This is a genomic window from Pseudomonas sp. LB3P58, assembly GCF_054897895.1.
This window is the reverse complement of sequence record NZ_JBUBVE010000001.1, coordinates 167009-182152: the sequence shown is the minus strand read 5'-3', so window position 1 is coordinate 182152 and position 15144 is coordinate 167009. Positions and strand designations below refer to the sequence as shown.

General features: G+C 57.8%; 13 protein-coding genes and 1 other RNA gene. 10 read left to right on the top strand and 4 right to left on the bottom strand.

What is annotated here, in order from left to right; translation table 11 throughout:
* Positions 1–60 precede the first annotated feature (60 nt).
* From ACYZTZ_RS00790 to ACYZTZ_RS00755, 8 genes are all read left to right on the top strand, one after another.
* Positions 61–885 carry a (Fe-S)-binding protein gene (locus ACYZTZ_RS00790; protein WP_461996930.1) on the top strand — a complete coding sequence of 275 codons (825 nt, stop codon included), beginning with the start codon at positions 61–63 and terminating at the stop codon, positions 883–885.
* Positions 882–2336 carry a LutB/LldF family L-lactate oxidation iron-sulfur protein gene (locus tag ACYZTZ_RS00785; protein WP_046045775.1) on the top strand — a complete coding sequence of 485 codons (1455 nt, stop codon included), beginning with the start codon at positions 882–884 and terminating at the stop codon, positions 2334–2336. The genes ACYZTZ_RS00790 and ACYZTZ_RS00785 overlap by 4 nt, the downstream gene beginning before the upstream one ends.
* The gene (locus ACYZTZ_RS00780; RefSeq protein WP_461996929.1) at positions 2336–3007 is read left to right on the top strand and encodes a LutC/YkgG family protein; all 672 of its coding nucleotides are present in this window, start codon (positions 2336–2338) and stop codon (positions 3005–3007) included. The genes ACYZTZ_RS00785 and ACYZTZ_RS00780 overlap by 1 nt, the downstream gene beginning before the upstream one ends.
* Positions 3004–5823 carry an FAD-binding and (Fe-S)-binding domain-containing protein gene (locus ACYZTZ_RS00775; RefSeq protein ID WP_461996928.1) on the top strand — a complete coding sequence of 940 codons (2820 nt, stop codon included), beginning with the start codon at positions 3004–3006 and terminating at the stop codon, positions 5821–5823. Before ACYZTZ_RS00780 ends, ACYZTZ_RS00775 begins: the two co-directional genes overlap by 4 nt.
* 119 nt (positions 5824–5942) lie before the next feature.
* The gene (locus ACYZTZ_RS00770; RefSeq protein WP_461996927.1) at positions 5943–6215 is read left to right on the top strand and encodes a hypothetical protein; all 273 of its coding nucleotides are present in this window, start codon (positions 5943–5945) and stop codon (positions 6213–6215) included.
* A gap of 328 nt (positions 6216–6543) precedes the next feature.
* On the top strand, positions 6544–6822 hold the full coding sequence (locus ACYZTZ_RS00765; RefSeq protein ID WP_461996926.1) for a hypothetical protein: 279 nt from the start codon (positions 6544–6546) through the stop codon (positions 6820–6822).
* Between the two features lie 95 nt (positions 6823–6917).
* Positions 6918–7315, top strand: a transfer-messenger RNA (tmRNA) gene (gene ssrA / locus ACYZTZ_RS00760).
* A 298-nt stretch (positions 7316–7613) separates the two neighbouring features.
* Positions 7614–8534, top strand: a complete 921-nt coding sequence (locus ACYZTZ_RS00755; RefSeq protein ID WP_461996925.1) for a hypothetical protein — start codon at positions 7614–7616, stop codon at positions 8532–8534.
* A 152-nt stretch (positions 8535–8686) separates the two neighbouring features.
* Here the strand turns inward: ACYZTZ_RS00755 and ACYZTZ_RS00750 are convergent, their stop codons facing one another.
* Complete coding sequence (locus tag ACYZTZ_RS00750) at positions 8687–9811, bottom strand: M50 family metallopeptidase (RefSeq protein WP_461996924.1); 1125 nt, start codon at positions 9809–9811, stop codon at positions 8687–8689.
* A gap of 270 nt (positions 9812–10081) precedes the next feature.
* On the opposite strand from ACYZTZ_RS00750, the gene ACYZTZ_RS00745 reads away from it, so the two are divergent.
* Complete coding sequence (locus ACYZTZ_RS00745) at positions 10082–11488, top strand: DUF2252 domain-containing protein (RefSeq protein WP_461996923.1); 1407 nt, start codon at positions 10082–10084, stop codon at positions 11486–11488.
* A gap of 211 nt (positions 11489–11699) precedes the next feature.
* Positions 11700–12266 carry a ribosomal protein S5-alanine N-acetyltransferase gene (gene rimJ / locus ACYZTZ_RS00740; RefSeq protein ID WP_046045769.1) on the top strand — a complete coding sequence of 189 codons (567 nt, stop codon included), beginning with the start codon at positions 11700–11702 and terminating at the stop codon, positions 12264–12266.
* Between the two features lie 12 nt (positions 12267–12278).
* Here rimJ and ACYZTZ_RS00735 read toward each other — a convergent pair whose 3' ends face one another.
* The 3 genes from ACYZTZ_RS00735 to pmrG form a co-directional block, all read right to left on the bottom strand.
* A complete protein-coding gene (locus ACYZTZ_RS00735) occupies positions 12279–13211 on the bottom strand; it encodes a metallophosphoesterase (RefSeq protein ID WP_461996922.1) in 933 nt (310 codons plus the stop codon).
* A 366-nt stretch (positions 13212–13577) separates the two neighbouring features.
* Positions 13578–14411, bottom strand: a complete 834-nt coding sequence (locus ACYZTZ_RS00730; protein WP_461996921.1) for a phosphatase PAP2 family protein — start codon at positions 14409–14411, stop codon at positions 13578–13580.
* A gap of 26 nt (positions 14412–14437) precedes the next feature.
* A complete protein-coding gene (gene pmrG, locus ACYZTZ_RS00725) occupies positions 14438–15109 on the bottom strand; it encodes a lipopolysaccharide core heptose(II)-phosphate phosphatase PmrG (protein WP_461996920.1) in 672 nt (223 codons plus the stop codon).
* Positions 15110–15144: the final 35 nt, after the last annotated feature.

Below are 15144 nucleotides of genomic sequence, written 5' to 3'. Positions count from 1 at the left end.
CCTCTCTATATTCAGCAGCCTCAACAGACGGATAACCGGGACCACCCGGAGACACGCCTGATGAGCGAGCTTTTTTACAACGCTGTGCCAAATGCGACCCGCGTCGCCCCGCCACTGCCCGAGCCTCGGCAATACCCCAGCGAGAAACCGTCACGGGTCTACCTGTTCGGAACTTGCGTGGTGGATTTGTTCTACCCTGAAGCCGGGATGGACGCGATTCACTTGCTGGAACGCGAAGGCATTCGTGTCGAGTATCCGCAGGGGCAAAGCTGCTGCGGGCAACCGGCCTACACCTCGGGTTACACCGAGCAGGCGAGGACCGTGGCACGCTCGCAACTGGCGCTGTTTGCCGGGGACTATCCGGTGGTGGTGCCATCGGGATCGTGTGCCGGGATGTTGCGCGAGCACTACGCCGACTTGTTCAAGGACGAACCGGAAACCTTGAAACAGGTTCAGGCGCTGGCTGCCCGGACTTATGAACTGGCCGAGTTTCTATTGTTTGTCTGCAAGGTGCAGCTCAAGGACAGTGGCGAGCCAGTCAAAGTGGCGTTGCACACGTCGTGCTCGGCGCGCCGTGAAATGAACACCCACTTGCATGGCCGCGAGTTGTTGGCGCAGCTCCGTAACGTGGAACGAGTCGACCACAGCCATGAAAGTGAATGCTGTGGCTTCGGCGGGACTTTCAGCGTCCGTATGCCAGACATTTCCGGCGCGATGGTGGCTGACAAGACCCGCTCGCTGAAGGAATCCGGCGCGCACAAGGTACTGAGTGCCGACTGCGGTTGTCTGATGAACATCAACGGCTCGCTGGAGAAACAGAAGGAAGCATTGCGCGGCCAACACCTGGCCAGCTTTCTTTGGCAGCGAACCGGAGGTGTTCTATGAACGCTTCCGCGATTATTCCTACGGTTGCCGTAGAAGAAGATTTTCGCATCCGGGCTCACAAGGCATTGGATGACAAGCAACTGCGAAATAACTTTCGCACGGCGATGGATTCGCTGATGACAAAACGGGCAGCGTCCTTCAGCGATGCCCACGAAAGAGAACATTTGCGAGTGCTGGGCAATGCTGTCCGCGCCCGTGCTTTATCCAAGTTGCCCGACCTGCTCGAGCAGCTTGAACAGAACCTGACCCGCAACGGTGTGACAGTGCACTGGGCGGAAACGGTGGACGAGGCCAATGGCATCGTCTTATCGATCATCCGCGCTCACGAGGGGCGGCAAGTGATCAAGGGCAAATCGATGGTCAGCGAAGAGATGGAAATGAATCACTTCCTCGCTGAACAGGGCATTGAATGCCTGGAATCGGACATGGGCGAGTACATCGTCCAGCTCGACCACGAGAAGCCTTCACACATTATTATGCCGGCGATCCACAAGAATGCCGGTCAGGTCGCGTCCTTGTTCCACGACAAACTTGGCGTGGAATACACCAAGGACGTTGACCAACTCATTCAGATCGGTCGCAAGGTCTTGCGGCAGAAATTCTTCGAAGCGGACATCGGCGTCTCCGGCGTCAACTTCGCCGTGGCCGAAACCGGCACCTTGCTGCTGGTGGAAAACGAAGGCAACGGGCGCATGACCACCACGGTGCCACCGGTGCACATCGCCGTCACCGGCATCGAAAAAGTCGTGGAAAACCTGCGCGACGTGGTGCCGCTGCTGTCACTGCTGACCCGTTCAGCCCTCGGCCAGCCGATCACCACCTACGTCAACATGATCTCCGGCCCGCGCAAGGAACATGAACTCGACGGCCCTCAGGAAGTGCACCTGGTATTGCTCGACAACGGTCGCAGCCAGGCCTTCGCCGACAGCGAGTTACGCCAGACCCTGAACTGCATCCGCTGCGGCGCCTGTATGAATCATTGCCCGGTCTACACCCGAATCGGCGGCCACGCCTATGGGGAGGTTTACCCTGGGCCTATCGGAAAAATCATCACCCCGCACATGGTCGGCCTGGCGAAAGTCCCGGACCACCCGAGTGCCTCGTCGCTGTGTGGCGCCTGCGGTGAAGTCTGTCCGGTAAAAATTCCGATTCCGGCACTGCTGCGTCGCCTACGGGAAGAGAACGTCAAAGCCCCGGACAGCCCACATCAAGTGATGCGCGGCCAGGGCAGCAAGTACTCGCGTAAAGAACGGTTTATCTGGAATGCCTGGGCAAAGCTCAACAGTTCACCCGCGCTTTATCGACTATTCGGCTTCTTTGCCACTCGCTTGCGAGCACTGGCACCCAGCAACGTCGGCCCCTGGACGCAAAACCACAGCGCACCGAAACCCGCTGCCCGCTCACTGCATGACATGGCCCGCGAACATCTGGCCAAACAGGGAGATCGCTGATGAGCGCCAAGCAAAACATCCTCGCCAAGTTACGGAAAAGTCTGACCGGCACCACGCCGGTGCCTGACGATTTTGACGTCGAACTGGTGACAGCGCCCTACACATACACCGCCGAGCAACGCATCCCGCAGCTGCGCAAACTGATGGAAGCGGTGCACACCGAAATCCATCTGACGTCCGGCGAAGGTTGGCCTTCGTTGCTTGCTCAGTTGTTGCGGGACCGCCAGTTGCCGAGTCTGTTGATCGCACCAACTACACCTCACGGTCAACGTGTCACTCAGCACTGGGTGGAAAATCCTGATCTGCCAACGCTCAAATCCTACGACCGTCCGGTTGAAGAATGGAAGACCGAATTGTTCAACGAGACGCCGGCCAGCCTGACCACCACCCTCGGTGCAATCGCTGCGACAGGTAGTCTGATTCTCTGGCCTACGAAGGAAGAACCGCGCTTGATGAGTCTGGTGCCGCCGGTGCACTTCGCCCTGCTCAAGGCCAGTGAAATCCGCGACAACTTCTATCAAGTGCAGCAGGAATTCGAGTGGGCCCAAGGCATGCCGACCAACGCCCTGCTGGTGTCCGGCCCGTCGAAAACCGCCGACATCGAACAAGTTCTGGCTTACGGCGCTCACGGTCCGAAAGACCTGGTGGTTTTGATCCTGGAGGACCAATGAATCTACCCGCGGCTTTCCTGCGTGATGCGCAGCAACTGATTCCCCAGGACCGACGTTTCGACGACCCGCTGTCGACCTTGGCCTTCGGCACCGACGCCAGTTTCTACCGACTGATTCCGAAACTGGTGATTCGTGTCGAGTCGGAAGATGAAGTAGTCGCGCTGCTGAAACTGGCGCAACGGGATCTCGTCCCGGTGACCTTCCGCGCCGCCGGGACCAGCCTGTCCGGCCAGGCCATCAGTGACTCGGTGTTGATCGTCCTGGGGGATAACTGGAACGGTCGCGAGATTCGCGGGCAAGGTACGCAAATCCGTCTGCAACCCGGCGTGATCGGCGCGCAGGCCAACGCGTGGCTAGCGCCGTTCGGACGCAAGATCGGCCCGGACCCGGCGTCGATCAATGCCTGCAAGATCGGCGGCATCGTCGCCAACAATGCCAGCGGCATGTGCTGCGGCACGGCGCAAAACACCTATCACACGTTGGCTGGCATTCGTCTGGTGCTGGCCGACGGCAGCCGTCTCGATACCGAAGATGCGGCGAGTGTTGCGGCGTTTCATGAGAGCCACGCTTCGCTGCTTGAACGCCTGGCAACGTTGGGCCGCGAAACCCGCGCCAACGCCGAACTGGCGGCGAGAATTCGCCACAAATACCGTCTGAAAAATACCACCGGGCTGTCACTCAATGCGCTGGTGGATTTCGACGAGCCTGTGGATATCTTGAGCCACTTGCTGGTGGGCTCCGAAGGCACCCTCGGTTTCATCAGCGCGGTGACTTACGACACGGTGATCGATCATCCGAACAAGGCCTCGGCGCTGATCGTGTTTCCGGACGTGGAGACCTGCTGCAACGCCGTCACCGTGCTGAAAAGCCAACCGGTGTCAGCCGTGGAACTGCTGGACCGGCGCAGTCTGCGCTCGGTGCAGGACAAACCCGGCATGCCCGCTTTCGTACAGCAACTGTCGAACAATGCCTGCGCCTTGCTGATCGAATCCCGCGCCGCGTCGTCCACTTTGCTACAGGAACAATTGGCGCACATCATGGCGTCGTTGACCTCGTTCCCGGTGGAAAAACAGGTCGACTTCACCGAAGACCCGGTGGAAAACGCTCGGCTCTGGGCGATCCGTAAAGACACCTTCCCTGCCGTCGGCGCGGTGCGCAAAACCGGTACCACGGTGATCATCGAAGACGTGACCTTCCCGGTTGAACAACTGGCCATCGGCGTAAACCGCTTGATCGAACTGTTCGACAAACATCACTACGACGAAGCGATCCTTTTCGGACACGCGCTGGAAGGGAATCTGCACTTCGTCTTCACCCAAGGCTTCAACAACCCGGAAGAAGTCGCACGCTATCAGGCGTTCATGGACGACGTGGCGCAACTGGTAGCGGTGGAATTCGGCGGTTCGCTGAAAGCCGAACACGGCACCGGTCGCAACATGGCGCCCTTTGTCGAACTGGAATGGGGCAGCGATGCCTACCAGTTGATGTGGCAGCTAAAACGTCTGCTCGACCCCAACGGCATTCTCAACCCGGACGTGGTGCTCAGCGAAGATCCGCAGATCCACCTCAAGCACCTGAAGCCGTTGCCGGCCGCCGATGAGATTGTGGATAAGTGCATTGAGTGCGGTTTTTGCGAACCGGTCTGCCCGTCAAAAGGCCTGACCCTGAGCCCGCGCCAGCGCATCGTGATCTGGCGTGACATTCAGGCGAAGAGACGCGCTGGCGTGGACACCAGCGAACTCGAAGCCGCTTACGAATACCAAGGCATCGACACCTGCGCCGCCACGGGACTCTGCGCGCAGCGTTGCCCTGTAGGAATCAACACCGGCGAGCTGGTGAAAAAGCTCCGCAGCCGGAAGGCAACTCATACAAAAACCGCCAATTGGCTGGAAGGCAATTTCGCCACCGCACTGCAAGGTGCACGCTTCACCCTGCACGTGGCCAACGGTGCACGGATGCTGCTGGGGGCGCCACGATTGGCAAAGCTTTCGGCAACATTGACGCGCCTATCCAAAGGTCAGGTCCCACAGTGGACCAACGCCATGCCGCAACCGGAAAAAGCCATTCGCTTCAGCCCGACAGTGTCGGACGAACGCCCTCGAGTGGTGTACCTCGCGGCCTGCGTGTCGCGGGCAATGGGCCCGGCGGCGGGTGATAAAGAGCAAATGTCGCTGTACGACAAAACCCGTGGGCTGCTGGAAAAGGCCGGTTACCAAGTGGTCTTCCCGGACAACCTGGACAACCTCTGCTGCGGGCAACCGTTCGCCTCCAAGGGCTACGCCGAACAGGCCGAACACAAACGCCAGGAACTGATCGGCGCCTTGCTGCACGCCAGTCGCGGCGGGCTCGACCCGATCTATTGCGACACCAGCCCCTGCACCTTGCGCCTGGCCCCGGACCTGGGCGATGTGCGTCTGGACCTGTACGACCCGGTGCGTTTCATTCGTACGCATCTGATGGATCGTCTGGATTTCACGCCGCAGGAAGCGCCAATCGCAGTGCACGTCACCTGTAGCACCCAGCACCTTGGGGAAAGCCAGGCGTTGATCGATCTGGCGCGCAAGTGCAGCAAAAACGTGGTTATTCCTGAAGGCATTCATTGCTGCGGGTTTGCGGGGGATAAGGGCTTTACTACGCCGGAACTGAACGCACATTCATTGCGCACGCTCAAGGATGCGGTTCAGCAGTGTAGCGAGGGGATTTCGACCAGCCGCACTTGTGAGATCGGTCTGACACAGCACGGCGGAATTGATTATCACGGGCTAGTCTATTTGGTGGATCGGGTAACGCAGGCGAGGGTTATGCAAGAAAAGTAGAACCCTGATGCGCTGCCATAGTCCACAGAATAAGCCCGGGCGTTACCGGGCTTTACCCAAACTCGGCAGCCCGTCCTGATGGCCAGCGATGCCTGGACCCTCAGTTCAAGGAGATACTCATGAAACGTTCTGTACTGTTAGGTCTGTTCGTTACTGTCTCGCTGATGGCGTCCACCTCGTTTGCCGCCGAAGACCTATGTTCGGTCAACTTGAAAACCATCGAAAATGCCAAAGCACAGATTTCTCCGGAGATGACTGATCAGGTAATGGACAGCGTCAAGCAAGCCAAAGCCGATCAGGCAAAAGGCACCAAGAAAGGGACTGATGATTGCATCGCCGAGACCACCCAAACTATCCAAGAAATCAAGAACGCGAACAAAGGCGGGAAGTAACCCCGCACAATGCCAACCTTCGAGTTGGGCTTGTGGCCCCCCCGGTGCCACCCAATATGAAGCAAACCAAAACCCGCCAATTGCGGGTTTTGTTGCATCTGGGGTTGGTCATGTGGAAGAGGTCACCAGCGAAAAGAAGCGATTGCGCCCGCTTTTAATGCCATTGCTTCTATCAAACAATTTTTTCATAGCCTCTCTGCTAAAACCGAATTCCTTCGCCGCGCCGTAGTCTTTTAAGTAGGCCCCATCAATCGTGGCTTATTTTCGACCTCGGCCGAGCCGCCTGCTCATACGGCAGCACCGAGACCATCAGCTCAAGGAGATATCCATGAAACGTACCGCACTCGCTGGTCTTTTCATTTCTGCTGCAATGTTGGCCTCTCCCGTATTTGCTGCGGACAACGACCTTTGTACGAGCAAGCTACAAGAGCTCAAAAACAAAGTGACTTCACTGCCAACGACCTCCACAAACACCACAATGGAGATCAAAAGGCTGCTGTCCAGCGCCGAAGCGTCAAAAGCCTCCGGGGACGACAAAAAATGCGTCACCGAGGCCACCCAGGCATTGGCACTCGCGAACAATCAGAGCAACCAGGCCAACCCATAATCTGCGGTGGCCAACCTTCGGGTTGGCCTTCTGAGCCACGTTGGCGTACACTGCGCAGGCTTGTTGCTCACTTTGATTCACAGAGCAACAGGCTCGGGGCCGTTTAGGATTCGACGCCGGTTGCGAAACTTTAGGTGCATGCCGAGTTGGTAACAGAACTCGTAAATCCACTGTTGCAACTACTTATAGTTGCCAATGACGAAACCTACGGCCAGGAATTCGCTCTCGCTGCGTAAGCAGCCTTAGCTCCTGAGCTTCTGGTACCTTCGGGTCCAGCAATCACTAGGGGATGTCTGTAAACCCGAAGTGATTGTCATATAGAACAGAATCGCCGTGCAGTACGTTGTGGACGAAGCGGCTAAAACTTACACAACTCGCCCAAAGCACCCTGCCCGTCGGGTCGCTGAGGGTTAACTTAATAGACACGGCTACGCATGTAGTACCGACAGCGGAGTACTGGCGGACGGGGGTTCAAATCCCCCCGGCTCCACCAAATACGAAGCAAAACAAAACCCGCCAAGTGCGGGTTTTGTTGCATCTGGGGTTTGGTCATTTCTGTAGGCAGCATCACCATCCCCCGCAAAAGCAGGCCTGCCCGCGATAAGGCTCGCAAGACCACCACAAAAAACCCCGCGGCCAAGCCATCATCGTCGCGCCCCCCACGGAGACGCCCATGCGCCAAGCCCTCCTCATCATAGACGTCCAGCCCAGCTGCGCCCCACCTCAATAGCTCCTATGCTGCGGGTGCACCTGCAACTGCTTGAGCAACCAACGCACTCAGGAAGATCAACATGAACGTATGGATCGCAGCCGTCCTGGCCGCCATGGTTTCTGTGCCTGTACACGCCGCGATTGAGATCGCCCCTCATGTCGAGCAGGTCACCTTCAAAAAGGGCTCAGACACCATCAGGTTCGCCCGATCCATCAAAGGCCCGCTCACCGCGCAGTACCGTCTAAACGCGAAGGCTGGCGAAATGATGACCGTGGACTTCAAGTCTTCCAGCGCCTCTGCCTACTTCAACATCACCGCGAAAGGTGCGGACTACGCGTTGTTTAACGGATCAATCATGGGCAATCACTTTCTGGGACCATTGCCCGCCGATGGCGAATATACGGTTCAGGTATACCTGATGCGCAACGCCGCTCGGCGCAATGAAGTGGCCAACTACAGCCTTTCATTGAGCCTCTCGGGTGATGCGACGGACAGCAACCAGCCGTTCGACCAGACACTTGAATTGCAGGGCATTGGCTTTCATGTGACGAGCGTGTCGGTCGCTGGAAATCGTGCTCTACGCATTGCTCCCCAAGGTCTGGAAATCGATAACTCAGAGATCGTACGCCCCCTCACCGGCACCATCGTTCGAGCAGAGGTCGCCGACCTTGATCGCAATGGCTCTCCAGAGATTTACGTCTTCATCAGGTCTCCGGGGCGCGGGATGCCGGGCGAGCTCATTGCTTACGCTGCCAACCGCAAGAAGTCGCTGAGCGAAATTTATCTACCACCTGTCAGCGAGAACCCGAAAACAGCGGTGGGCTACCAGGGCGAGGATGAGTTTGCTGTGGTGGAAAATGCGTTGGTGCAGCGGTTCCCGGTTTATGACAGCACGGATGCCGATGCGGGCAGGACGGGAAAAATGCGGCAGGTTCAGTACACGTTGATGCCTGGTGAGGCCGGGTGGGTTTTGAGGGCTTTTGGGGTGGCTGAGTATTGAAGGATGCTCGTTGGCGAAGTGGCTCAATAACTCAACAGAAGGTTTCACTTAATGTGACTTACTGGTGAGTAAATCAAAAAGCCAATAGACTTTTCCCATGTACCGTCACCCTCTCACTTTCAATGCCCCCGAATGACACCACCTTCTGCGCGCTACGGCTCGACCGTCCCGCCACCAAGCTCTCGCACATAGGCTGCCAACTTCAATTCGCTCTTGCCAAGGGAAAGGTCCCGAGCATTGCGCGCAATACTCAGTGACCGGTCGAGGTATTGCTCAGCGGCCGAATGATTTCCCTTGAGGATTTCGTGCAACGCAAGACAACGGGGTCGCAAGACGGGACAACACCAGTCAACTTCATCGCTCAATAAGTCATCTCGCATCTCACCCGCCTCCCTTCGAAGCATTGCTCGAGAGAAACCCAACTCAACTTGCAGGATTGCAATTAACAATGCCATTGAGTCCGGGCTTTGAGATGGCGTCTCCAGCAATGCATGTAAGGTTTCGCCTTCTTGCACAGCGCCATGCCAATCGCCCCGACTCTGCAGAGCGTTCAAGCGATACCAAACAGCCAACAACGGCGCAGGCATGGGCTCAGATGAGAGTTGAGCAATGTCGCCAGCGGGTAATTCTTCACTGGGAACCCCGGCAACAGAAAGTGACAGCAATCGAGCGTTCGCAAGCAGCGGAGTTCGCTCATCCTTAAGAAAGCACCATGCGATCAGTCCGGCACCATCACTGATGCCCCCTAGATAAGTGGGAATCAGATTGGAGATGCCCATGGCAATGTTGCTGGCACCGAAGGCCAGCGCAAACATTCGTATGGACTCCTGCGACAGCAGACCTGCTGCAATGCAAAGAACTCCAACGAACAGGTTCAATACGGGCCCCATGGCAGTAAACATAATGGTCTGCCTACGCATCGATCGATAAGGGTCGGACGCGGCCATCACATAACCACCCACATTCAATCGCTTTAGCCGAGGCGACCAACGCATACGCCACCCACGTCGAAGCGGTAGTAATTCTACGGCCGCAATACGCATTGCCAGCACAGTCATGTGGCTCCACTTTGCCCCTAGATAATGGCCGCCTTCATGGACGCAGATGCTCAAAATGGTCAACACAGATGCCATGAGCAACGCCAAAAAGGGTGCAAGATCCGAGTCGATGCCAATGGCGAGAAGAGTAGTGGCAGCGAGCACCCCACACATGGAGATCAACATCTGCACCGCCGAGAGCAGTCGAAGTACGCCTATTACCAATTTGTTGCCAATCATTGAACCCGTACTGTATTGACTGAGGTAGGCCTGAAACTTTAGGTGATGTCGATCTTCGCCTTCAACCGCCGCACTTCGTAGGAATCAGCTCGCAAAAATGCAGGTCACGTCCTACAGCGTTCTTACCTCAGCCAACTATTTCGATGCACCAATTGCCATCAATACTCCCACCAGCAAATACCCCCATCGCCATCCATTCTTCGGATGAAGACCCGAAGCCCTTCTACACTCATCTCTCACACGTCTAAAACACTCACCAAACGAGCCCACATGACCACCCTCAACGACCGCTTGAAGCAAGGCAAGGATGCTCGCAAGAACTGCTCCCGCAGTTCGCAGGCGTCCATGGGGAAAATAACTCGCGACCCTCTGCCATTGATCAAAACGTCCAGTGAAGGCCGCATCAAGTCGCTGGTCGAGTTGCGCTACGGCCGCATGCTGGTCTCGCCCTTCACCTTCTATCGCGGCAACGCGCTGCTGCAAGCCCACGACTTGGCCGCAACGTCCAACATGGGTCTGGTATCGCCCATCTGCGGCGACAGTCACCTGATGAACTTCGGCGGTTTTGCAACGCCGGAACGCAATCTGCTGTTCAGCGTCAACGATTTCGACGAAGCCCATCCCGGCCCTTGGGAATGGGACTTGAAACGGCTGGTGGCAAGTTTCGTGGTGGCGGCGCGCGACCTGCGCCATGGCGACACGGTCGAAGAAACGGTCTGCCGCCAGGTGGTCGGCGCCTACCAACAGACCATGCTCGAATGCGCCGAACAAAGCGCCATGGAAACCTGGTACGAGTCCATCAGCTACCGCGATCTGCGGCAGCAGGCGAGCAAAGCGACACTGGAGCATGTAGAGCGCGCCATCGAAAAAGCCGAGCGTCGCACCCACGCTGAACTGCTGCCGAAAATCAGTGACCGTGACGCACATGGCCGACTGATCATTCGCGATGACCTGCCGGAAATTTTCCATTTACACGAAAACACCACGCTGCTGGATGCCGACGACGACTGGCTGCGCCTGTCGAACTGGCGTGCGCTTTACGACGCGTTCATGCGCGACTATCCCGGCACGCTGCAAGCCGACCGTCGCGCGCTGTTGTCGCGTTTTCATGCCCACGACATGGCGTTCAAAGTGGTCGGTGTGGGCAGCGTCGGGACTCGTTGCCTGGTGGCCCTGCTGACCGATGATCAGGAGTTCCCGCTGTTCCTGCAGTTCAAGGAGGCACGTCGTTCGGTGCTTGCCGATTATGTGAAGACTAAATCGCGAGTTCGGCACAACGGTCAGCGCGTGGTCGATGGTCAACGGTTGATGCAATCGGCCAGTGACCTGTTCCTCGGCTGGACCACTGGCCCCAGCGGTCGACACTTCTATGTGCGCCAGTTGCGCGACATGAAAGTCTCGGCTGAGCTCGAGACGTTCGATGCAGACACCTTCGCCGCCTACGGACGCATTTGTGGCCGCGCACTGGCCCGCGCACACGCCAAATCGTCGGGGAACGCCGCACACATCAGCGGCTACATCGGCAAGAGCGATGCGCTGGCCGACGCGCTGTTCAAGTATGCGCAAAGCTACACCGCGCAGAATGAGCGCGACTTCGAACAGTTCCAGCAGGCCTGCCGCAAGGGCCGTTTGCGGGCGCGCTCGGAAGCGGACTTTGCGGCGGATCATTTGCCGTAGGCGTGTCTCAGGGTGTGAAACGGCGGGCACTCATCGACATGAATTTTTCTTCACCCCACGACCTCTCACCAAACGGTACATTGAACTCGCTCATTCAAGAAACTACGGTTTGCCCGCCCTCCCGCGGGCTTTTTTTTGCCTGCTGTTTTGTTGTGTTTCCACGCTGGCCACGCAATGCTTGCGCGACGATCCCCGTGAACCGGAGCGCCCTATGCCGCTGCTATCCCTACCCTGCAAGCGCTTGACGCTGGCGGTGCTCGACCCTGAACAGGCGGCGCTGGAAAGCGACTTCTACCGGCGCAACCTGAGGCATCTCGCCCGGTGGTCGCCGATTCGCCCCGTCGATTACCACAGCCCTGAACGCATCCGCCCGCGCCTTGAGGTGCAAGCCAGCGCTTTCCAGGCCGGTCTGGCGGTGCATTTCGCGTTGCTGGATCCGGACAACGGCCAGATGATCGGCGCCTGCAACTTCAGCGGCATCACTCGCGGAGCGTTTCAGGCCTGCTATCTCGGTTACCACATCGACGAATCTCATCAGGGCCAGGGCTTGATGCAGGAAGCACTGGAAGCGGGAATCGGCTACATGTTCGATGAGCAGAAGCTGCACCGGATCATGGCCAATTACATCCCTGGCAATGAACGCAGCGCGCGGCTGCTGGAGCGTCTGGGATTTGAACGTGAGGGCTATGCCAAGGCCTACCTGAGTATCGCCGGGCGCTGGCAGGATCATGTGCTGACGGCGTTGATCAACCCAGCACCGAATGCCGCGTTCCGCTAAACGCTCATCGTGTTATTGCACAACCACCTTTTGCGCAACATCGGGCAACAGGCAGCCTTTGGCCATCCACTGACAATCCCGGTCCCAACGATAACCGGTTTCCAGGTTGCCTCGATCGTCATAGTAGTTCAGCCGCAATTGGCTGGGATTCAAATCAAGTTTGGCAAAACCGGCGTGTGCGGTGGCAAACGAGGTGTCCTGCGCTCCGGCGCCAACGGCGTAGAGTTTCTGGCCCCCGGCCCCGGAAACCACCCAGGCTGGCTCGGCAGCGCGTAGCAGCAGTTGCTGATTGTGGTCGTGCCCGGCCAGGAACACGTCGACCTTGTTGCGTTCCAGCGCGGGCAACAACAGGTTGACCAGTTCACCGTCCTCACCATGCTGGCCATGATTGCGGACCGGGTGATGGGCCGCCGCGATGCGCCATACAGGCGCCGGTCCCGGCTGCTGGAAGGCTTGGTCAAGCAAGTCGATCTGACGCTGAAAGGATTCCCGTGGCGCCGAGGTGTCGAGGAACACCATTCGCACCAACGGGCGACCCTCGACGCTGCCGAAATCCTTGACGTAGAAATTGCTCGGCATCTGCCAGCGACCCGAGCCCTTGCGCTGCTGGCCATATTCGAGTTCGAACTTCTGCGACACGGGGTAATCGTGATTGCCCAGCACAGCGAAGAACGGCACATGACTCAGCCACTGGCCCCAATAGACGCGCTCGAATTTCATTTGCCAGCCAAGGTCGTGGGTACTGGTCAGCGGTTTGCCATAGAAGTTGTCGCCCAACAAAACGACCATGTCCAGCCGCCCGTCTCTGGCCGCGACTCGCTCCATGGCCTGCCCCACCCGCCACTGTTGCAGATCACCACTGCCCTGATCGCCCAAGGCAATCATCGACACGGCGGAAGGATCCAGACCACTCAACGGAACAAACCGCGCCGGCGGTATAAACATCCAGTACCCGACCATCGCTGCGCCAATCAGTAGGATGACCGCGACGATGCTTAACCTGCGAACAGCTTTTCCGGGCACAAAACGTTTTGCAGCCGGCGATGGAATTGGGGGGCGTTTCAATCAAGGGCTCACTTGGCATGGCCAGCCAGGCATTAAGGGAAAGCAAGGGTTGCTATTAATAGATCACACCAGTTGTTCACACTTTGTTAAGAACTCGCCCCGTATACCTTTTTTAGCCCGTTGTTTTTCTGTAGGAGCGAGCCTGCTCGCGAAGGCAATTTCCCGAACACCGCCCCACAAGACGGACAACAAAAAACCCGCCACCCTCTTCAGGGTTGGCGGGTTTTGTCGTTCAAGTCTTTTGAATCAGCTAGCCGTCTGCGGCTGTGCAACGCTTTCAGGTCGCTCATGCGCTTGCAGCACCGGTTGCTCCAGCCGCGCTCGCCCATAGAACGCCAGCGCTGTCAGCAAACACGCCAGCCATACGAAGATCCCGGCCCAGAAGGTGTGGGACATGTAGTGCCAGCCTTGCACAACTCGCGTCGTGCCGTAGACGAAACCGAGCAGCAGCGAGCCGTACATCACCGCTTTGGAATAGCGCCAGCGGTAACGACGCGCCACGAAGTACAACGCCAGCATGGTGAAACCGCCCGAGGCATGGCCGCCCGGCCAGCAGCGACCGGGCCCAGCGACTTTCAGCAGATCAAAATTCTGGTACCACTCCTTGTGCTCGATCTTCCCTGCGTACTGGGTCGTTTCGACCGGGCAGTACACGCTGGTGTGGCCCTTGAGGTAGTGGATCACACCGGTGCTGATGGAGAACGCGAACACCACGTAGAGGAAGTCCCGACGGTGCTTGCTGGCGAACCGAAGCACCGGCGCGACTTTGATTTTTTCCAGAAATGCGATGATTTTCGAATGCTTTTCAGCCTTCAGACGAGGCCACAGAAACGACAGCAAGGCGCCGACGATCGCGATCTCTCCGGTCCAGTTCGGGATGATCCGCGCCCATTTATGGGTGATCTTTTCGAACAGATGGACATGATCCAGCGGAAACGTCTGCGTGACCGGGTCATAAAAAAGATCATTGAACGCGATGTCGATTTTGGTCAGGTCGAACAGCAGGAAAACCACGACCGCACAGGCCAGCGGAATGCCAAAGTTCACCCAGTAAAAGCGGTAGCGGGAAGAAGTCAACATCGTGTGTCCTGATCCAGAAAGTGAATTCATTCGGCGGTCACCGAGTGCCAATCCGAGGCTTCGATGACACCGAGCATCCGAGGTGCCTGAGGTGTTTCGGCCGAGATAAACAAAGAAGCGCCGTAGCCGAGGGTAGCGGTCGGCAATTTGAGGTCTTTCTCAAGTTGTGACATGCATTCGCTGTGGGTCACCAGAATCAGGTTTCGCCCGGCCACCTTGTGCGCCAAAGCGTCACGCAGCATGGTGCCCTTGCAATTGATCAACCATTCTTCACCGACCCCGACCTTGTTGAACATGTAGCCAGCGGTCTGCGCTGTACGGAGGATGGGGCTGTTGTAGATGTCGGCCTTGTTCAACCCCAGTTGTTCGAACTGCGCACCAACCTCCACCGCGACGCTGCGAGAGCGTTCGGTAATGCCATCGTTACCGATCAGACAGGGGGCGCTGGAATGATCGCAGCGTTCAACGTGACGCACCAGCACGATCACGTTGCCCTTGGCCCAATCGGCCTTCAACGCCCGGGCGCCGGCCACATTGCCGTGGGCCAGGTCCGGTACAGCGGCAGGATGCAACAGCCAGACCGTCAGTGCAATCACCAACAGCGCCGAGGTGAGCACGACAGCCGCATTGCGATAGCGGGCAAAACGGCTCAGATCAATCGAGCGTTTTATCCCGAACAGCCTCAGTCTCAATTCCACATCAAACCGCCTCACCGGCACGCATCACTGTCATT

What these genes read in the sequence shown, in the direction of transcription:
- ACYZTZ_RS00745 (WP_461996923.1), top strand. Translation starts at nt 10,082, where the DNA reads ATGACCACCCTCAACGACCGCTTGAAGCAAGGCAAGGATGCTCGCAAG.
- ACYZTZ_RS00775 (WP_461996928.1), top strand. Translation starts at nt 3,004, where the DNA reads ATGAATCTACCCGCGGCTTTCCTGCGTGATGCGCAGCAACTGATTCCC.
- ACYZTZ_RS00770 (WP_461996927.1), top strand. Translation starts at nt 5,943, where the DNA reads ATGAAACGTTCTGTACTGTTAGGTCTGTTCGTTACTGTCTCGCTGATG.
- ACYZTZ_RS00750 (WP_461996924.1), bottom strand. Translation starts at nt 9,811, where the DNA reads ATGATTGGCAACAAATTGGTAATAGGCGTACTTCGACTGCTCTCGGCG.
- ACYZTZ_RS00755 (WP_461996925.1), top strand. Translation starts at nt 7,614, where the DNA reads ATGAACGTATGGATCGCAGCCGTCCTGGCCGCCATGGTTTCTGTGCCT.
- ACYZTZ_RS00780 (WP_461996929.1), top strand. Translation starts at nt 2,336, where the DNA reads ATGAGCGCCAAGCAAAACATCCTCGCCAAGTTACGGAAAAGTCTGACC.
- ACYZTZ_RS00790 (WP_461996930.1), top strand. Translation starts at nt 61, where the DNA reads ATGAGCGAGCTTTTTTACAACGCTGTGCCAAATGCGACCCGCGTCGCC.
- ACYZTZ_RS00730 (WP_461996921.1), bottom strand. Translation starts at nt 14,411, where the DNA reads ATGTTGACTTCTTCCCGCTACCGCTTTTACTGGGTGAACTTTGGCATT.
- ACYZTZ_RS00765 (WP_461996926.1), top strand. Translation starts at nt 6,544, where the DNA reads ATGAAACGTACCGCACTCGCTGGTCTTTTCATTTCTGCTGCAATGTTG.
- ACYZTZ_RS00785 (WP_046045775.1), top strand. Translation starts at nt 882, where the DNA reads ATGAACGCTTCCGCGATTATTCCTACGGTTGCCGTAGAAGAAGATTTT.
- ACYZTZ_RS00735 (WP_461996922.1), bottom strand. Translation starts at nt 13,211, where the DNA reads ATGTTTATACCGCCGGCGCGGTTTGTTCCGTTGAGTGGTCTGGATCCT.
- rimJ (WP_046045769.1), top strand. Translation starts at nt 11,700, where the DNA reads ATGCCGCTGCTATCCCTACCCTGCAAGCGCTTGACGCTGGCGGTGCTC.